Source organism: Microbacterium sp. LMI12-1-1.1, assembly GCF_040676455.1.
Classification (GTDB): Bacteria; Actinomycetota; Actinomycetes; order Actinomycetales; family Microbacteriaceae; genus Microbacterium.
Genome location: NZ_JBEGIA010000015.1, coordinates 15,223 through 34,460, shown reverse-complemented (window position 1 = coordinate 34,460; position 19,238 = coordinate 15,223). Strand labels below are relative to the sequence as shown.

General features: G+C 72.5%; 13 protein-coding genes. 6 read left to right on the top strand and 7 right to left on the bottom strand.

Going from position 1 to position 19,238, the window contains the following annotated elements; genetic code table 11:
• Nucleotides 1-7 precede the first annotated feature (7 nt).
• Nucleotides 8-1,135 (bottom strand): YlbL family protein, encoded by a 1,128-nt coding sequence (locus MRBLMI12_RS14100; protein WP_363357080.1) that lies wholly within the window; start codon nucleotides 1,133-1,135, stop codon nucleotides 8-10.
• A gap of 145 nt (nucleotides 1,136-1,280) precedes the next feature.
• Between MRBLMI12_RS14100 and MRBLMI12_RS14095 the strand changes: the two genes are divergently transcribed.
• Nucleotides 1,281-2,759 carry a zinc-dependent metalloprotease gene (locus tag MRBLMI12_RS14095; protein WP_363357079.1) on the top strand — a complete coding sequence of 493 codons (1,479 nt, stop codon included), beginning with the start codon at nucleotides 1,281-1,283 and terminating at the stop codon, nucleotides 2,757-2,759.
• Between the two features lie 777 nt (nucleotides 2,760-3,536).
• Here the strand turns inward: MRBLMI12_RS14095 and MRBLMI12_RS14090 are convergent.
• Entirely contained in the window at nucleotides 3,537-5,318 is a 1,782-nt protein-coding gene (locus MRBLMI12_RS14090) for an ATP-dependent helicase (RefSeq protein ID WP_363357078.1), read from the bottom strand.
• A complete protein-coding gene (nudC, locus tag MRBLMI12_RS14085; RefSeq protein ID WP_363357077.1) occupies nucleotides 5,315-6,229 on the bottom strand; it encodes an NAD(+) diphosphatase in 915 nt (304 codons plus the stop codon). Before nudC ends, MRBLMI12_RS14090 begins: the two co-directional genes overlap by 4 nt.
• Before the next feature lie 77 nt (nucleotides 6,230-6,306).
• Here nudC and MRBLMI12_RS14080 point away from each other — a divergent pair, with 77 nt between their 5' ends.
• A complete protein-coding gene (locus tag MRBLMI12_RS14080; protein WP_363357076.1) occupies nucleotides 6,307-7,677 on the top strand; it encodes a phosphotransferase in 1,371 nt (456 codons plus the stop codon).
• Between the two features lie 118 nt (nucleotides 7,678-7,795).
• On the opposite strand, the gene MRBLMI12_RS14075 is transcribed toward MRBLMI12_RS14080, so the two are convergent.
• Nucleotides 7,796-11,128, bottom strand: coding sequence for an ATP-dependent DNA helicase (locus tag MRBLMI12_RS14075; protein ID WP_414686231.1), 3,333 nt, complete (start codon nucleotides 11,126-11,128; stop codon nucleotides 7,796-7,798).
• A 29-nt stretch (nucleotides 11,129-11,157) separates the two neighbouring features.
• Complete coding sequence (locus MRBLMI12_RS14070) at nucleotides 11,158-14,355, bottom strand: ATP-dependent helicase (RefSeq protein WP_414686230.1); 3,198 nt, start codon at nucleotides 14,353-14,355, stop codon at nucleotides 11,158-11,160.
• A 218-nt stretch (nucleotides 14,356-14,573) separates the two neighbouring features.
• Between MRBLMI12_RS14070 and MRBLMI12_RS14065 the strand changes: the two genes are divergently transcribed.
• The gene (locus MRBLMI12_RS14065) at nucleotides 14,574-14,798 is read left to right on the top strand and encodes a DUF3107 domain-containing protein (protein WP_045296833.1); all 225 of its coding nucleotides are present in this window, start codon (nucleotides 14,574-14,576) and stop codon (nucleotides 14,796-14,798) included.
• Between the two features lie 13 nt (nucleotides 14,799-14,811).
• A complete protein-coding gene (locus MRBLMI12_RS14060; RefSeq protein ID WP_363357074.1) occupies nucleotides 14,812-15,102 on the top strand; it encodes a hypothetical protein in 291 nt (96 codons plus the stop codon).
• An 85-nt stretch (nucleotides 15,103-15,187) separates the two neighbouring features.
• Here MRBLMI12_RS14060 and MRBLMI12_RS14055 read toward each other — a convergent pair whose 3' ends face one another.
• Nucleotides 15,188-15,901 carry a ferritin-like fold-containing protein gene (locus MRBLMI12_RS14055; RefSeq protein ID WP_363357073.1) on the bottom strand — a complete coding sequence of 238 codons (714 nt, stop codon included), beginning with the start codon at nucleotides 15,899-15,901 and terminating at the stop codon, nucleotides 15,188-15,190.
• A gap of 212 nt (nucleotides 15,902-16,113) precedes the next feature.
• On the opposite strand from MRBLMI12_RS14055, the gene MRBLMI12_RS14050 reads away from it, so the two are divergent.
• Nucleotides 16,114-17,643, top strand: a complete 1,530-nt coding sequence (locus MRBLMI12_RS14050) for a DEAD/DEAH box helicase (protein ID WP_349427124.1) — start codon at nucleotides 16,114-16,116, stop codon at nucleotides 17,641-17,643.
• 106 nt (nucleotides 17,644-17,749) lie between these two features.
• On the top strand, nucleotides 17,750-18,184 hold the full coding sequence (locus MRBLMI12_RS14045) for an SHOCT domain-containing protein (protein WP_363357072.1): 435 nt from the start codon (nucleotides 17,750-17,752) through the stop codon (nucleotides 18,182-18,184).
• A gap of 47 nt (nucleotides 18,185-18,231) precedes the next feature.
• Here the strand turns inward: MRBLMI12_RS14045 and MRBLMI12_RS14040 are convergent, their stop codons facing one another.
• The gene (locus MRBLMI12_RS14040) at nucleotides 18,232-19,155 is read right to left on the bottom strand and encodes a PHP domain-containing protein (protein WP_363357071.1); all 924 of its coding nucleotides are present in this window, start codon (nucleotides 19,153-19,155) and stop codon (nucleotides 18,232-18,234) included.
• Nucleotides 19,156-19,238: the final 83 nt, after the last annotated feature.

Below are 19,238 nucleotides of genomic sequence, written 5' to 3'. Positions count from 1 at the left end.
GCCGGCGTCACTCCGCCGTGCAGGTGGGCAGCGCGTCGAGGTCGCCTCCATCGCGGACGGCGTCGAGCACGGCGAGTGCGTCGTCGAGGTCCTCGACCGAGAAGACCCGCAGATCGCCCGGGATGTGACCCACCACCTCGTCGCAGTTCGCTTCAGGCGCGAGGAACCAGTCGGCGCCGGCATCCACCGCGCCCCACATCTTCTGACGGATGCCGCCGATCGGCCCGACCTCGCCGTCCGCCGTGATCGTGCCGGTGCCGGCGACCTGCTCGCCGCCGTTCAGCTCGTCCGGGGTCAGGGTGTCGATGATGCCGAGCGCGAACATCATCCCCGCGCTCGGGCCGCCGACGTTGTTGAGCTGGATCGTGACGTCGATCGGGAAGTCGTAGTCGGTGATGAGGTTGACCCCGAGCACCCACGTCGTCTCACCACTCTCGTCGGTGAGCTCCTGCGGTGTCACCGAGACCGTCTGCTGCTCGCCGCCGCGCTCGATGACGAGCTCCACCGGCGCGCCGTCGCCGTCGTTGATGACCCGACGGAGGGTCGAGACCTCCGTCACCGCCTCGCCGTCCGCCTCGAGGATCATGTCGCCGTCCTCGAGGATGCCCTCGGCGGCGGCCCCATCGATGACCGAGTAGACCGACAGCTGCGCGCCCACGTCGTAGCCCAGCTCGGTGAGCGCGGCCGCCGTGGCCTCGTGCTGCGAGTCGACCATCATCTGGGCGCTCTGCTCGCTGCGCTCCTCGGGGGTCTGGTCGGCGGGGAACACCGAGTCGATCGGCATGACCGCCCGGCTCGGGTCGAACCACGCCATCGCGAGCTCGAACCACGATGGCGTGTGCTCGCGGTTGCCCTGCACCTGCACGGTGAGCAGGTCGAGCGTGCCGTCGGTCGGGAAGGTCTCCGCGCCCTCGACCGAGATGAGCGGCACCTCCTCGCCGTCGGCGTTCTCCGCGGAGCCCAGGGTGTTGTAGACCGGCCCGGGCCGCTGGATGACGTACGACGTCGGCAGGAACGTGATGATCAGGAGCACCACCATGGCGACGGCGAGCGCCCACACGCCCGCGACGGTGCGGCGCGACATCCGCTGTCGCGGGGCGGGCTCGATCGTCGTGTTCTCGTCGAACAGGGCCACGCGGGACCTCTCTTCCGTGCCTTGTCGTTGGATGCCGGGTCGTTCGCGACCGGCGTAAGGCGTTCGGGGTCCCTGCCGGGGGGTGCGACGGATGCTGCGACTAGCGTAGAGCGCAACGTCATCGACCGGCTGAAAGGCGGCTGAAGTGGCAGACGACGACACTCCTGGCGACGGGCCCAGCCCCGAGGACGACTTCCAGGAGCTCATCCGCCAGTTGTTCGGCGGTTCCGCGGGCGACTTCGATCCGGAGCAGCTCTCGCGACTGTCGGGCATGAACATCGATCCCGCGATGATGCAGGCGGTCATGCGCCAGCTGCAGGGCGCGTTCGAGAACGCCGACGAGAGCGGCATCTCGTGGGACATGGCGAAGCGCCAGGCGCTGCACATCGCCAACCAGGAGGGGCTGGGCGTCACCGCCGGCCAGCGCACCGACCTGGATCAGGCGTTCTCGCTGGCCACCCTGTGGCTGAGCGAGGCGACCACGATCTCCGAGCTGCCCGCTCCCCCGGTGACGCTCACGCGCGGCGCCTGGGTCGAGGCCACCCTCCCGGTGTGGGAGGAGCTCGCCGCACCTGTCGCGACGAGCATCGCCGATGCGCTGACCACGGCGCTGAGCGAGCAGGCTCCCGAAGACATGCAGGGCCTCGTGCAGGGCGCGGGACGCCTCATGCGGACGGTGGGCGGGTCGCTCTTCGCGTCGCAGCTCGGCCAGGTCGTCGGCAATCTCTCCAAGGAGGTCGTGAGCGGCGGCGACGTCGGCATCCCGCTGATGCCGGACGGCGAGGCGGCCATCCTCCCCCAGAACTTCGCCGACTTCGGGCGGGACCTCGAGGTCCCCGACGACCAGCTGGCGCTGTATGCGGCCACACGCGAGCTCGCGCACGCGCGCCTGTTCCGTCACGCACGGTGGCTGCGTCTGCACGTCATCTCGCAGGTGACCGACTTCGCGCGGGGTGTGCACGTCGACACCGACGCGCTCGAGGACCTCGCCACGCGGTTCGACCCGTCCGAGCCGGAGGAGCTCCGCAAGGCGATCGAGAGCGGCGCTCTGCTGCCGGCGCGCTCGGAGGCGCAGGACGCCGCCCTCGCGCGTCTCGAGAACCTGCTGGCGACCATCGAGGGCTGGGTGGAGGTCGTCACCGAGGATGCGACATCGCGCCTGCCCGCCGCGCAGCGCATCGCGGAGGCGGTGCGCCGTCGCCGTGCGGTCGGCGGGCCCGCCGAGCGCGCGCTGGGCTCGCTCGTGGGCCTCGAGATCCGTCCCCGCCGCATGCGTGAGGCTGCGGCGATGTGGCGTGCCGTGACGGATGCCGTGGGTCCGGCGGCGCGCGACGCGCTGTGGGACTACCCCGACCTCATGCCGGCCGCCGCCGACATCGACGACCCCGCCGCTCTCGTGGCCCGCCTGGAGGCGCGGGCGCGGGGCGAGGAGCCGGCGCGCGACGAGATGGACGACGCTCTCGCCCGTCTCCTCGCCGGTGAAGAGCCAGGGGCGGCCGCTGACGGGGGCGAGTCCGACGGTGCGGCGCCGGCGACCGAGGGCCCGTCCGACGGTCCCTCGCCGGATGACGACTCGGAGAAGGACGACGGGGGCAGCGCTCCCGACGATCACCGACCGGTGTGACAGGTGCGGTCTGGGGCCCCTCCTCCCCAGACCCACGAAACCCGGCTGGCCGAGGGCCGCGCCTGTGGATACCGGTCGAGGATGACGTCGCGTGCGGCAGGATCGGGCGCATGCTGCGACTCGACCCTGCGTATCCGCCGGTGTGGCGAAGCGACACCGCCCTCCAGTTCGGCTCCGAGCCCGTCGCGATCCTCGACGATCCCGAGCCGTGGCAGCTGCGGGTGCTGCGCGAGCTCGAGCGCGGGGTCCCCGACGGCGCGTTCGTCCCCTTCGCGCAGGCGCTCGGCGCTGCGGACGCCGCCGCGGCCGGCCGGTTCCTCACACGCATCCGGCGTGCGCTGACGACGGATGCCGCAGCCCGGCGCCGTGTCGCACTGCACTGCGCGCCGGACGTGCCCGAGCACTATCGCGATGCCGTGGGCACCGGTCTCTCGGCGGCGGGCTACGACGTCGACGTCGCCCACCGCTTCGACCCGGTCGACCGCGCCGGCCCCGACACGGCTGCGGTGGTGTTCGTGGTCCACCGCCTTGTCGCGCCCGGTGCGTCCGCAGCACTGATGAGCGCCGACATCCCCCACGTGCCGGTGGCGCTCACCGGTTCGGGGGCGGACATCGGCCCCTTCGTGGAGCCCGGGCGCACCGCCTGCCTCGCGTGCGTCGCCGCACAGCGCCGCGACGACGATCCGTCCTGGCCGGCCGTCGCGGCGCAGCTGCTCGGACGCCCGGTCGAGACGGAGCCGGCGGTGCTGTGGGAGGCGGGGATCGTGGCGGGTCGGCTCATCGCGGAGCGCGCGCGGAACCCCTCGGCGTCGCGGACGCGGTCGGTGAGCCTGCGCGCCGGCTCGCTCCACCGGAACGTCCGGTCGCACCGACCGCACGCAGAGTGCCGCTGCCGATCTCTCGCAGGAACCGCGACGGCTGCCGCTCCCGTACGCCTCGCGACCAGGTCAGCGACAGCGTTCGCCCAGCCCGCGTGATGCCCACGTACGCCAGGCGCCGCTCCTCGTCGACCTGTTCGAAGGTCGTCGCGTACGAGATCGGCAGCAGCCCTTCCGCCACGCCGATGAGGTGCACGTGGTCCCACTCCAGACCCTTCGCCGCGTGCAGCGTCGCCAGGGTGACCGTGCGCATCGCCGGCTCGTCGTGCACCTTCGCCCGAGCGGTGAGCTCGTCGGTGAACGCCCGCAGGGTCGTGCCTTCAGGAGCCTCCTGCGCCAGGCGGAGCAGCGCGGCGCGCGCCTCCCATGCGTCGCGCAGCGCGCCGCCGGCCTCGGGCGGCTCGTCGGTGAGCCCCCGGGAGCGCAGGATGTCGCGCACCGTGTCGACGAAGCCGCTCTCGATCGGCGCGACCGACGCCGCACGCAGCTCCATGACCGCCTGCCGCACCTCCGGCATGTCGAAGAAGCGCCGCCCGCCGAGCACGCTCGTCGCGATGCCGGCGTCGGCCAGCGCCGCGACGAGCTCGGCCGACTGCGCGTGCGCGCGGTAGAGCACCGCGATGTGCCCGGGGTCGGCGCCGGCCGCGATCTGCTCGGTGATGCGCATCGCGACGGCGCGCGCCTCGGAGCGGTCGTCCTCGAACGCGGTCACCGTGGGAACAGGCTCCTGCGCGGCGGTCTCCGTGGATCGCCGCGCGGCCGGGGTCAGGTGGAGGGCTCCCGGGCGCCCGCGCATCAGCTCGTTCGCGACCGCCAGAATCGGGGCATCCGATCGGTAGTTCGTCTCGAGCCGGACGAGGCGCGCGCCCTCATGCCGCGACGGGAAGTCGAGGAGGAACGAGGCATCGGCGCCGGCGAACGAGTAGATCGTCTGGCTGGCGTCGCCCACCACGCAGATGTCGCGCCGGTCCCCGAGCCAGAGCTCGAGCAGTCGGTTCTGCAGCGGCGAGACGTCCTGGAACTCGTCCACCGTGAAGTGCCGGTACTGCTCGCGCACGGCCTTGGCGACCTGCGGCTCGGCTTCCAGCATGCCCGCACAGGCGAGCAGGACGTCCTCGAAGTCGAGCTGCCGCCGCTCGTCCTTGAGCTTCTCGTACGCGTGCTGCAGCGCGACGACACGATCCACGCCGAGTCGCCCGACCCCGTTGGGCCGTGCCGCGACGTAGCCGTCGACGCTCAGCATCGAGACCTTCCGCCACTCGATCTCGGAGGCGACGTCGCGCAGCGTCGCCACGTCGGGAGAGAACCCGATGCTGTCGGCCGCGTGCGCGAGCAGGCGCACCTTGTTGTCGATGATCCCCGGGGCGCTGTCGCCGGCCAGTGTCGGCCAGAAGAAGTTGAGCTGCGCGAGCGCCGCCGCGTGGAAGGTGCGTGCGGCGACGCCGCCGACGCCCATCGCCCGCAGCCGCCCCCGCATCTCGCCGGCCGCCTTGGTCGTGAAGGTCACCGCCATCACGCGTCCCGGCGAGTACGCGCCGGTGTCGACGCCGTGGGCGATGCGATGCGTGATGACGCGGGTCTTCCCGGTGCCGGCGCCGGCGAGCACGACGACCGGCCCGCGCAGCGCCGTCGCCGCCTCCCGCTGGTTGTCGTCGAGCCCCGCGAGCACGTCAGCGGTCATGCGCGCTCCGCGTGCCAGTCGGCGATCAGGCGATGCGCGATGGAGGCGCGACCAGGCAGCACGACGTCACCCTCGCCCGCGAGCGCCCGGCCGATCTCGTCGCGGGTGAACCAGCGCACGGCTGCGATCTCATCGCCGTCGGCCTCCGCCGCACCGTCGTCGAGCGCCGCAGCCAGGAAGCCGACCATGAGCGAACGGGGATAGGGCCATGCCTGCGAACCGCGATAGGTGACGACGCCGACCTGCACGCCGGACTCCTCGGCCACCTCGCGCCGCACCGCGCCTTCGAGCGACTCGCCTGCTTCGACGAAGCCCGCGAAGCACGAGAACCGGTCGGCGCCCCACAGGGCGTTGGAGCCCAGGAGCAGGAGGTCGGGGTCATCGGCGCTCGTGATGGCGACGATCACCGCGGGGTCGGTGCGCGGGAAGTGCTGGCGTCCGCAGTTCGGGCACCGGCGCGACCAGCCGGCGTCGCCGAGGACCGTCCGGTGGCCGCACGCAGGACAGAACGGGGCGTCCAGCAGCCACCGTCCGAGGCTCAGTGCCTCGACGAAGGCGCCTGCCTCGGCTGCCGAGAGCGCCGCACCCGCCGAGCGCAGACCCGCCCAGCCCGCCGGAGCGGAGAAGAGTTCGTCCTCCTGGGTCGGGAACACCGCGGCCAGCAGCGCGCCACCGTCGTGGTGCCGCCCGAGGAAGGCCCACTCGGCATCCTCGGGCACCTCCGCGGGCGCCCGCCACAGCAGCGCGTCAGGCGCGGCCAGTGGGGCCGAGTCGCCCGCGATCACGAGCACGCGCGTCGCAGCATCCGTCTTCAGCGCATCGATGAGGCCGGGTGCGAGTCGCTCCTCGGCCGCGCGGTCGAGGCCCGGGCGTGCCAGCGGAGGAAGGCTCGTACTGTCGGGCGCCGTCATCGAACATGCTCCGCTTCGTCGTTCAGGGCCGGGCGTGGCGCGGGGACGGACGAGCGCGACCGACCTACCCTGGGCACATGGCACGCTCACCCCTCACTCTAGCCGCGTCGGTCACGTCGGCTCTGCCTCGGGTCGGCGTCGTCGGGGTCGGGGCCCTCACCGAGGGATCGACCGGTCGCTACGACGCCGCTGTCGCCGACCTGGACGACGGCCGGCGCGTCGTCGTGCGGGTTCCCGCCGACCCGACAGCGGGGACCGAGCTCGCTGCCGAGGTGCGCGCGCTGCGCGCGCTGACCCCGGGTGTCCGCGGGCTCCTCCCCTTCCGCGCGCCGGAACTGCTCGGTGAGGCCGGGCTCGGCGACACGCGCGTCGTTGTCGTCGACTTCCTTCCCGGCTACCGGGTCGATGCCGCGCACCTGCCGGCCGGCCGCGGTGCGGCCACCTCACTGGGTGCGGCGCTGGCTGCCCTCCACGCGCTGCCGCAGTCGATCGTCAAAGGCGAGGGGCTCCCGGCCCGCACGCCGCCCCAGGTCCGCGCCGACGTCACGCGCCTCATCGAACGCGCGGTCGCGACGCGTCGGCTCCCGGTGAGTCTCGCGCGTCGCTGGCATCGCGCGGCAGACTCCGACGACCTCTGGCGCTTCGAGTCCGCCGTCGTGCTCGGCGGCGCGGGTGCGGCCTCGTTCCTGTTCGAGGACCTCGATGGAGTGCCCACGGTCACCGGCCTGCTCGAATGGCACGGCCTGTCGATCGGCGACCCGGCGACGGACCTGCAGTGGCTGGCGTCCGCGCCCGAGGCGGCAGACGACGTGTACGCGGCCTATGTGGCCGGCAGCGGTCGCGCCCCGGACGCCCGTGCACGTGAGCGCTCGCGCCTCTACGCAGAGCTCGAGTTCGCGAAATGGCTCGTGCACGGGAACGACGTGGACCGCGACGACATCGTCGCCGATGCCGTCGAACTCCTGGAATCGCTGGCCGCAGGGGTCGCGGGAGACGACATCGTGTCGGATGCCGCGCTCGACGTCGACGACGCCATCGCCCTCCTCGAACGCACGCCGGATGCGTCGCCGTCGACGGTCGACACCTCGATGCACACCGACGCGTACGATCCGGAAGAGCTCGCCCAGTGGGTGGCCGACGAAGCGGCAGACACGGGTCCGGTTCGGCAGAACGCCGCCCGCTTCGACACCGAGGAGCTCACCGAGGCCGACCTCGCCGCCTTCCGCGACGTGGTCCGCGACACCGACCGCGCTCCCGCCGCCTCATCGGCAGCAGCAGCGGCGCCCCATCCGTCCGACGACGTCTCCACGGCACCGATCGCGCTGCCGCACCTGGCGCCCGTGCAGCTCCCTGCGCCCAGGACGCACGACGACGAGACGGGAACGGATGCCGCGGCCGAGGCGGAACGCGCCTCCGAGGCGGCGCTGCGCCGCTGGCGAGCGGACTGACCCCGCGTCGCCCGCCGCGACGCTCGCCGCGCCGTTCGGTCTGCGCCACGGCACCGCGCCGTCGGACGCCGACGCCCCACGCCGACCGCAGCGGCGGCCTCGGCCCGCCGTCCCGACGTCAGCCCCGCAGGATGACGTCCTCCGCGACGTAGTAGAGCGTGACGTCGATCTCGTCGACGGGGACGCCGTGCTTGGCGTGGTAGGCCTGGCGGTAGAGCTCGAGCTGCAGCATCCGCTCGTCCTTCTCGGCCGGGGTGCGCGGCGCGACCCCCGTCTTCCAGTCGACGATCTCGATACGGCCACCGCGGTCTTCGCGCCGATACACGGCGTCGAGCTTGCAGATGACGATGTGCGGCAGCCCGTCCGGACCGATCGTCGTGAAGTCGATCTCGGTCTCGACCTCGATCGGCTGCCGCGACGCCCATTCCGACGCGAGGAACCGCTCGCGCAGCGCCGCCAGCGCGGCGGCGTCCTCGACGGATGCCTCGGTGCCGGACACCTCTTCATCGGTCTCCCACAGCGCGTCGTCGAGGGAGCCGCCGAGACCGGCGCGTCCGGATCGCTGCTCGACCCAGGCGTGGAACAGCGTGCCGAGCCGTGTCTGCCGGAAGGGACGTTCCGGCATCGGCCGCGCGATGCTGGCAAGGGTTCCTTCGAGGTCGGCCACGTACTCCTTGTAGCGCGATGCGGCGATCCGAGTCGGCGCGGTGTGCACCGGCCGCGCGCGGCGTGCGTCGCGTTCGGCGAGGAGCAGCGCCGCCTGCGGGTCGAGCTCTCCGCGCGGCGCGGCCGAGGCGGCCTCGACGGCGCGCGCCGCATCCTCGACCGACGCCCGGCGCCCACCGAGCGGATCGATCGGCCACTGCAGCACCCGGCGCTCTCCCTGGTACGGATCGTCGCCGGCCTCGTCGTCGGGCAGCGTCACGCCGAGCGCCTCGGCGATCTCGGTGAAGAACACGCTGCGCGTGCGCGGGCGCTTGGTGCCCGACCACGTCGCCCCGGTGAGCAGCAGGTGGTCGCGGGCGCGCGTCACCGCGACGTAGGCGAGCCGTCGGTCCTCTTCGAGCTGCCGGCCCCGGTTCGCCTCGACGAACGCGTCGATCGCCTCCTTGAGCTCCTGCTGCGTCTGGGCGGACTGCCAGCCCAGGGCCGGCAGCCAGGCGGAGTCCCCGCGGAACGCGTACGGCAGCACCCCGAAGCCCAGCCAGGCCTTGGTGTCGCGCGGCGCGCTCGGCAGCTCGTCCTTCACGAGGCGCACGACGGCCACGGCATCCCATTCGAGGCCCTTCGACCCGTGGATGGTCAGCAGCTGCACGACGTCGTCCTCGGGGGGCTCGGTCCGTGGCGCGAACTCGTCGAGCTGCTCGGCGTGGTCGAGCCAGGCGAGCAGGCTGGAGAGCGAGCCGGTCTCGTCCGCCGCGAGGAACGCGTGGACCTCGTCGACGAACGCCCGCAGCTGAGCCGACGCGATGCGTGCGGGTCCTCGCGTCTCGTTCGCGGCGAGCTCGATGTCCAGGCGCAGCTCCAGTTCGATCAGCCGCACGAGTTCGGGGATCGGCATCCCACTGGCCTGCCGGAGCCCGGCGAAGACGGATGCGGCGTCGCGCAGCCGCTCGCGGGCATCGGGCGTGAATCCGGTCAGCCAGCCGTGGTCGGGCTTCTGCCGCAGGACGAAGTCGAGCGCGTCGACGAGCGAGCCGTCGTCGTCGCCGGCGCTGCCCCGGATGCGTTCGACCACCTCGGGAGCGAGCGGCTGGAGGGCGGTGTCGTGCCGCGCGAGGCGTCGCGAGAGCGCGGCCAGCTCCCGCAGATCCGGCAGGCCGATCGACCAGCGCGGCCCCGACAGGAGGCGGATGAGCGCAGAGCCCGCGGACGGGTCGCTGATGACCCGCAGGGCGCACACGACGTCGACCACTTCGGGCGTCGAGAGCAGTCCGCCGAGGCCGAGTATGCGATGCGGGATGCCGCGCCGCCCGAGCGCGTCGCCAAAGCGCACCATGTGCTTCTTGCTGCGGAAGAGGATGGCCCCGGTCGTGGGCAGGCCCTCCTGCGCGCGCTCCGCGCGCACCCGTGCGAACCACTCGGCCACACGATCGGCCTCGGTGTCGAGGTCGGCGTCGAAGCCGAGCTCGACGGCACCCGCCGGGGCGCCGGGCCGTGCGCGCAGTTCCTCGACCGCGACGGTTCCGCCGGATGCCGCGAGCGGCGCGAGCACGGCGTTGGCCGCCGACAGCACGGAGGCACTGTTGCGCCAGCTCGTCAGGAGCGCGTAGCGCGCGCAGGGCGAGCCCGGGGAGAACGCGTCGGAGAATCCGCCGAGGTTGCCGGCACTCGCGCCGCGCCAGCCGTAGATCGCCTGATGCGGATCACCCACGGCCATCACCCCGGTGCCCGCGAAGAGCGCTGCCAGCAGGTCGGTCTGCGCCACCGACGTGTCCTGGTACTCGTCGAGAAGGACGACGCGGTAGCGATCGCGGAGGTCGTCCGCCACAGCGGGATGGCTGGCGACGACTTCGAGCGCGCCGGCGACCTGGTCGGAGAAGTCGATGACCCCGAGCCGGAGCTTCTCGGCGGCGTACTCCCGGGCCAGATCGGTCAGGAGCGCCAGGGCATCGACCCGCTCCACCGCATCGGCGACGTCGGCGTAGACGGTCGTCCGCCGGTTGGTCGAGGGCAGTTCGCGGACCGTGCGGAAGCGCTCGGGGAACGCGGCGAGTGCGTCGAAGTCGACCAGGTTGTCGACGCCGTCGCGCGCGATCCGCAGCGCCGCGTCGACGATGGATCGGACCGCCTCACCTCGCTCCTCGAGGCGCGGATCGTCGGAGGCGAAGACGACCCGGCGCATGAGCAGCCACGCCGCCGACTCGGAGAGGACGGCCGCCTCGGCATCCCGCCCGATCCGCAGGGCGTGCTCGCGGACGATCTGGTCGGCGAAGCTGTTGTACGTCGCCACGGTCGGTCGATGCAGCAGCGCGTCGTCGGCCGAATCCTGGGCGGTCGCGTCCACCGCGTGTGCGAGCGCGTCGAGCAGCCGATGGCGTTCGGCGGTCGCGCGAGCGCCATCGGCGCCGGACCGCTCGAGCTCGCCGAACGCGGCGAGTGCTCCTGCCTCCGCCAGGCCCGGCAGCGCGGGGAGCAGGCCGCGCCGCTCGAACTCGGCCAGACGGGCGAGCCGCTTCTGGATGCGCTCGGCCAGTTCACCGGCAGCCTTGCGGGTGAAGGTCAGGCCGAGCACCTCGTCGCGACGGACGATGCCGTTCGCCACGAGCCACACGACCCTCGCCGCCATCGTCTCGGTCTTGCCGCTGCCGGCCCCCGCGACGACGAGAGCCGGCGCGAGCGGCGCCTCGATGACCGCCGTCTGCTCGACCGTCGGGGGGAACTGGCCGAGCGCCGCCGCGATGACCCGCGCCGACAGCATCGGGGTCGGCGCGACGGCGCCAGCGACCATCGGCTGCGTCGAAACGCCCTGCACGACGGTCACGAGGCGCTCACCGCGCCCACCGTGTGGATGCGGCACAGTCCGTACGAGTGCTCGTCGCGGCAGTGCTCCTCGTAGGGAGCGGTGAAGGTCTCGCCTCGCATGACCGCCACGGCGGTGCGGATCCGGCCGAGGAATGCATCCCTCCGCTCGTCGTCGAACGGTGGCTGCCACGGTGTCGCGTAGTCGGACTTCGTCGCGGTCGGGCGGAGGACGAGAAGCTTCGCGCCGCCCGCAGGGTGTCCGTTCGCCTCGGCGATCGCGCCGGACTCGAACGCCAGCTGGTAAGCCGCGAGCTGCGGGTTGTCGAGCACCTTGGCATCGGTCTGCGGCTCGCGCTTGCCGGTCTTGAGGTCCATGATGACCACGGTCCCCTCCGGCGTGAGCTCGACACGATCGATGTATCCCGACAGGATCACGCGGTGGCGGTCGGCACCGGTGGTGTCGGATGCCGGATCGGGAAGCGTCGCGTCCGGGCCCTGTGCGACCTCGCCGGCGACCAGCGGTATGTGCACCTCGAAGTGGGGCTCGGCCCCGATCAACGTGCCGCCGGCGTCGTCGAAGCGTCGGAGATACAGGTGCAGGCGGCGCACCAGGTCGCGCGCGCGTGCCTGCTCGGCGCGGTCACGCCAGGCGGCCTCGAATGTCAGCTCGCCCCACCGCGCCTCGACCTCGGCCCAGAGAGCCGCTTCGTCGTGGCCCGCGGCGTGCTCGAGAGCCGCGTGGATGATCGTGCCGAGGCCCGCGGTCGTCCCACCGGGGTCGCCGCCGAGATCTGCGATGACCCAGTTCAGCTCGCACTCCTCGAGGGCGTGCAGGCGCGACGGGGAGACGCGCACGTCCTCTCGCGACAGGTCACGGAGGGGACCGATCGACGTCGGACCGGAGACGCCGTACCACTCGCGTGGGGCGGCGCCGGGGACTCCGGCGTCCGCCAGCAGGGCGAGCTGTTCGGCGGCGCGTGCCGCGGAGGTCGCCCAAGGTCCCGCCGGTGGCGAGGCCGGGCGCGGCCCGGCCGCAGTCAGCGCCCGCGATCCCTGCTGGGTGAGCGTCCTCCGGTGCCGTGCCACGAGTCCGCGCAATGACACCGGATGGTCGAGCTCCAGCGGCTCGGGGTCGGGCAGCAGCTCGAAGAAGACGCTGGGGCCGGTGTCGTCGTCGTTCACGGCGGTCACGATCACCTGGGCCGTGGCGCGCGACAGGGCGCGCGCGAGCAGTCGCAGCTCGTCGTGCATCGCCGCGCGGCGGCGGTCGAAGGCACCCAGCGTCTCGCCGTCGGAGCGGGTGGCGGCATCCGCCAGTCGCCAGGTATCGAGCAGGCTCCCCCGCAGGCGCGTGTTGGGCCATACGCCGTCCTGCACACCGGCGACGACGACGGTGTCGAACTCCAGGCCCAGGGCGCCCGCCGGTGTCATGATGCGGACGCTGTCGTCGCGCGTCGGAGCCTCCAGGCGGTCCTCCGCGACGCCGCTGTCGAGGATCGACCGCACGAACACGCGCGGATCGGCGTCGAGCGAGCGCTCGACGAAACGCTTCGCAGCCTGGAACAGCGCGACCAGGGCGTCGAGGTCGCGATGCGCCTGCTCGGCCAGAGGGCCGTTCCCCCGCGCGAGCTCCGCCCAGGGGCGCGCGAGCCCGCTGCGGTCCCACGCCGTCCAGAGCAGCTCGTGGGCGGTCGCGCCGCGGTCCAGGTCGTCGCGCAGCGCCTGGAGGGTGCGCGCGAGCGAGCCCGCGCGGCGTGCCTCGCGCGTGTCGAGCAGGTCGAACTCCAGCGGCTGCCGCATCGCCGACAGGACCAGGTCGCGCCCCGAGCGCTCGGCACCCTGCGCGCTTTCCGCCTCCTCCGCGTCGGCGTCGAGCACGCGCTGCAGCTCGGCATGGCGCAGTGCCGAACGAAGCCGGCGGAGCTCGATGACGTCGAGCCGCCCGTACGTGCCGACCAGCGCCGCAGACACGTCCTCGAAGGTCCAGTCGTCACGGGAGGCGAGTTCGACGAGCCGCAGCAGATCTGCCACCGGCCGCACCGCGCCGAGCGCCCGGCCGGGGCCGCTCGAGCGCGCGGGCACCTCTCTGGCCGACAGCTCGGCCTCGAGCGCCGCGACCTGTCGCGTGTCGTGGGCGATCACGGCGCACTCCCGCCACGGCACGCCGTCGTGCACGTGACGCTCACGCAGCACGCGGGCGACGGCGTCGTACTCCTCCGCCGTCGAGTTCAGGGTGAGCACCCGCACCGACGCGTCGGGCTCGGCGTGGGAGGCGGCGCCGCGATGCGCGACCACGCCGACCGCGCCGATGCGCTGGGTGACCCGCCCGACGAGCTCGCGCTGCCACCCGGTGCCGCGATGCCCTCCGGCGAGCACGTGCACCGCACCGAGCGACGCCGCCAGGCGTGCGAAATTCTCGGGCGTCGCGCCGCGGAACGAGCCGGAGCCCACATCGGGATCGCCGAACGCGAGCACCGCGGCACCGCGCGCGCGCACGGCTTCCAGCAGTTCGACACCGCCGAGCGTCAGCTCCTGCGCGTCGTCGACGAGCACCACCCTCACCCGGTCGACCGCAGGGCTGCCGGCCGGCGCCGTGCGCAGCAGGCCGACCGCCTCGCGGACGAGTCCCGCGGCATCCCGATGCGCGCCACGCATGCCGTCCCGCACCTGCAGGTACTCGGCGAAGAACGAGGAGAGCGCGACCCAGGCGGGCAGCTCGTGGCGCTCGCCCAGCTCGCGCAGGCGCTGCGGCCCGATGCCGAGCGTGGTGCATTCGGCGAGGAAGGTGCGCACTTCCGTGCGGAAGCCGGCGGTGCCGCGGATCGCCGTGCCGAGCCAGTCCGGCCAGCGCGCCGCACCCGCAGCCTCGTCCTCTTCGTCGCCTTCCAGGAGATCCCGGATGATCTGGTCCTCGTCGCCACCGGTGAGAAGCTGCGGCGGGTCGGCGTCGACGGCCACCGCGTGCGCCCGCACGATCTGGAACGCGTACGACGCGACCGATCGGGCGAGCGGACCGGTCGTCGCCACCTCGACGGCGAGCCCGAGCCGGTCGCGCAGGGCCGTCGCGGTCTGGCGGGACGGCGTGAGCACGAGCACGGTGTCGGGATCGACGCCGGCCTCGACGAGTGCCGCCACCCGGGCGACCAGCGTCTCGGTCTTGCCCGTTCCGGGGGCGCCGACGACGACACCCGATGCCTCGACGGGAAGGACCATGACGGCCTTCTGAGACGCGTCCGGCGCGTACGTCGCGCGCTGCTGGCTCCCCGGGGTCACCCTTCGACGGTAGCGCGCACGGCCGACATCGGCCGTTCGCCCAGAGCGTGTCCAGGGCGGGCGGATGCCGCTCCGCGGTGTCGTAGAGTTGCCATGCGTCCGGGGAGCCCTCAGCCTTTCGGCAAGTACACCGTCGCCCCGCGCAGGAGGTCAGTCACGTGGAGATCCGCATCGGCATCGCGAACACCGGCCGCGAGCTCAACTTCGAGACGAACGAGCCGGCGGCCGACGTGAAGAAGTCCGTCGCCGCGGCGCTCGACGCCGGCGCGACGCACGTGACGTTCGCCGATGCCAAGGGCAACTCGTACATCGTCCCCACCGCCGGCCTGGCGTACATCGAGCTCGGCTCCGAGGAGTCCCGCCGCGTCGGCTTCGTCGCCTGAGCGGACCCGCGACGTGCAGATCCTCATCGCCTTCATCGTCGGCGCGGCCGTCGGCCTCGGCATCCACTTCCAGCTGCACCAGCGCCTCACGCGCGGCGTCGTGCTCGCCCCGATGATCGGCGCGGTCTCGGCGGGCCTCGCGTGGGCGATCCTGACGTGGGTGGGCGTCGGCATCGACACCCCGTGGCCGTGGCTCGCGGCGCTGATCGTCCCGATCGTCGTCACCTACCCGGCGATCATCGCGATCTCCCGCGTCCGCGTCGCCCACGACGCGCGGGAGAAGACCAGCCTCGGGATCGGCTGACCTGGCGGAGCACTGCTGACACCGGACCGACGCCGACGCGACGGACGAGAACGCCCGCGCAGTCGCGCGGCGTGTCACCGGCGGTTCAGGCCGCGAGGCCCATCGCGTCCATGCGACGCGAGTGGGCGGCCATGAGCTCGGTGAAGACGGGCTCGACCTTCTGCTCCTCGGCACGGCCCAGTGACAACGGCCGCAGCGCGGCGCGGGCGATGAGCAGGGTGTCGCCGACCAGCCGGCGGCCCCACAGCGCCAGCAGCGACTTCCACTCGGGGTCGCTCGCGATGGTCTCGGTGATCAGCTCCACGATGGCCTGCCGGTCGTCGTCGGCCTGGAGGATGCGGGCGACGCGGTCTCCGGTGTCGCCGTAGCTCGCCGACAGCGCGAGGTAGAAGTCGTCGAGCATGCCCGCGGTGATGTGCACCGACAGCATCGTCTCCTGCGAACGGACCCCGTGGGTCGCCGCGCGGAAGCCGTCGAGCGGCTCGCGGAACGGCCGCATGATCGCGGTCGGATCGTCGCCGCGCTCGCGGATGAGCGAGACGAGCGCCTCGTGCTTGGTGAGCGCGGCGCCGGCGGCGCGCGAGACCGCCTCCTTCTCCCCGAGCTCCGGAGTCGTCTGGATCAGCTCGGTGAGCGTCTCGAAGAAGCCCAGCTGCAGGTAGGCGGCCTGACCGAGGAACGTGTCGATGTCGGGAGCGAGCTCCTCGAAGTCCACACGATTGCCGCCGCTCAGCTCGTCGCGCGAGCGCAGCTGCAGCTTGCGGCCCGTCTCCCGCCGCTGCCAGAACCACTTCACCATGCACGAAAGCCTACGAGGCGGCGGCCCGTACGTGTCCGCGCCGGATACCTCCGGTATCGTGGGTAGCGTCCCCGGCGTCGGATCGGGGCGCCCGCGCCTGTGGGAGAGAAGGGCGTGGATCGCACTTCCGCCCGCGCGGCGACCTCGACGAGGCCGGAAGCGCGCCCGGGCAAGAACCCAGGCAGCATCTCACTGCCGGACAGGCACACATCGTGACGACCTTCGCCGAACTCGGCGTTGATCAGGACATCGTCGAGGCGCTCTCCGCCAAGGGCATCGTCGACGCATTCCCCATCCAAGAGCAGACCATCCCCCTCGGCCTCCCCGGCCAGGACATCATCGGCCAGGCGAAGACCGGCACCGGCAAGACCTTCGGCTTCGGCATCCCCGTCGTCCAGCGGCTCGGTCCGACACCGGCGCCCGGCGTCAAGGCGCTCATCGTGGTGCCGACGCGCGAGCTTTGCGTGCAGGTCTACGAAGACATGGACATGCTCACCTCGGGGCGCCCGACCAGCGTTGTCGCCATCTACGGCGGCAAGGCCTACGAGGGCCAGATCGACCAGCTCAAGGCCGGCGCTCAGATCGTCGTCGGCACCCCCGGCCGACTGATCGACCTGAACAACCAGCGGCTGCTCGACCTCTCGCACGCGACCGAGGTCGTGCTGGACGAGGCCGACAAGATGCTCGACCTCGGGTTCCTGCCCGACATCGAGAAGATCTTCTCGAAGGTGCCGGCCATCCGTCACACGCAGCTCTTCTCGGCGACGATGCCCGGCCCGATCGTCGCACTGGCCCGCCGGTTCATGTCGAACCCGATCCACATCCGCGCGACCGATCCCGACGAGGGCCTCACGCAGGCCAACATCAACCACCTCGTGTACCGCGCGCACTCGCTCGACAAGGACGAGGTCATCGCCCGCATCCTGCAGGCCGAGGGCCGCGGCAAGACCGTGATCTTCACGCGCACCAAGCGCGCGGCGCAGCGACTGTCCGACGAGCTCGGCGACCGCGGCTTCAACACCGCGTCGGTGCACGGCGACATGAGCCAGGAGGCGCGCGAGCGCTCCATGGCCGGCTTCAAGGCCGGCAAGAAGGACGTGCTCATCGCCACGGACGTGGCGGCGCGCGGCATCGACGTCGACGACGTCACCCACGTCATCAACCACACGATCCCCGACGACGAGAAGACGTACCTGCACCGCGCGGGCCGCACCGGCCGCGCGGGCAAGACGGGCATCGCGGTCACCTTCGTCGACTGGGAGGACCTGCACAAGTGGGCCCTCATCAACCGGGCGCTCGAGTTCGGGCAGCCGGAGCCCGTCGAGACGTATTCCTCCAGCCCGCATCTGTTCAGCGATCTCGACATCCCGGCCGGCACGAAGGGGCGCATCGTGACCGCCCCGAAGACCCAGGCCGTCCGCGTGCAGCCCGAACGGGCAGCGGATGCCGCGGCAGAGGTCGAGACCAACGGCCAGGCCCCGGGCCGCCGGCGTCGCCGGCGCCGGGGCGACTCCGAGCGTGTGGGCTCGACCTTCGAGCCCGTCGACGGCGGCGCATCGGCCTCGGCGGAGCAGAGCGGACCGTCGACCGACGGCGACCGTTCCACCGACGGCGGCGGGACCCACGACGGCGGCGGCAAGGAGCACCACGACGGAAAGCCCGCGCCGCGTCGGCGCCGTCGCCGTCGCGGCGGCAGCGGCGGCGGGTCCGCGCCGGCGGGCGGCGCCACGGTCGGCGCCTGATTCGTCTTCTCCGGTCGCGGTGCCGTCATGCGGCATCGCGACCGCGCTATGGTGAGCGCAAGCGGCGCACGTGGCGCCGCAACCTCGCAGTCAAGAAAGGCGTATCGTGCACATCCTCGATGCCGTCACCACCGGATATGAGTACCAGGGCTTCTGGGGCTCCTTCTGGGACATCATCTGGTGGTTCCTCTGGATCTTCTTCTTCATGGCGTACCTGTTCGCCCTGTTCGCCGTCATCGGCGACCTGTTCCGCGACCACAAGCTGAACGGGTGGTGGAAGGCGGTCTGGATCATCTTCCTGATCTTCGTCCCGTTCCTCACGCTGCTGGTCTACCTCATCGCACGCGGCAACGGCATGGCCCAGCGCAGCGCGAAGCAGGCCTCCGAGCTGCAGAGCGCCCAGGACGCCTACATCAAGTCCGTCGCGGGCTCGGGCGGCGCCAGCGCCGCCGACGAGATCGCCAAGGCGAAGGGTCTGCTCGACGCCGGCACGATCACGCAGGCCGAGTACGACGCGCTGAAGGCCAAGGCGCTGAGCTGATCACCTGAGCTGCGGCACGCACCGCACGGAGACGCCTCTGTCCGCCCTCACGGGTAGACAGGGGCGTTTCCCGTCGCCCGCTCGATGATGCGCGCGACCATGTCGTCGCTCGTGGTGTTCTCGCCCGGCTGGTTGGGCTTGCCCAGACCGTGGTAGTCGCTCGAGCCGGTGACGATGAGGTCGCGCTCGCGGCAGAGGTCGCGCAGCGTGGTGAGGGCCGGCTCCCGGTTCTCGCGGTGTCCGAGTTCGAAGCCGGCGAGGCCGGCATCCAGCATCCGCTCCATCAGCCGCACCGGCAGCAGGCCGGCCCGACCGGCAGGATGCGCGATGACGGGCACTCCCCCGGCGCCGGCGACGAGCCGCACGGCGGTCACCGGGTCGGGTGCATACAGCGCGACGTAGTAGTCGCCGCCTGGGCTGAGGATTCCGGCGAAGGCCTCGGCACGGTCGCGCACGAGGCCGCGGGCCACGAGCGCGTCGGCGATGTGCGGCCGCCCGACGGTCGCCCCGTCGCTCGTCTGCTCGAGGATGTCGTCCCACACGAGGTCGTAGTCGCGAGAGATCCGGTCGGCCATGAGCCGGGCGCGATCCAGCCGCGATGAGCGGATGCGGGTGGTCTCGGCACGCAGCGCCGGCTCGTCGGGATCCGGCAGATACGCCAGCACGTGGACGCTGCGCCATTCGTGGCGGGCCGAGAGCTCCATGCCCGCGATGAAGGTCATGCCGAGCGATGTCGCGGCGTCGGCGGCCTCCGCCCATCCCGAGGTGGTGTCGTGGTCGGTGAGCGCCGCCGTCCGCACCCCGTGTCGATGCGCGGACGCCATCACCTCGGCGGGAGGCTGCGTGCCGTCGGAGTTCGCGGAGTGCAGGTGCAGATCGCTCGGTCCTTCGAAGCGCTGAGCGCCGGTGTCCCGAGGCTCCGCGCGCCGCGTCGGCGACGTGTGGAGCGGGCGTCGGGACGATCCGGGCATCCTCCGAGCGTAGCGCGGGCGCTACCACGCGCCACGCCCGGTGCGCTGACGGATCTCCCAGCCTGCTCGCATAGAGTCGCGGA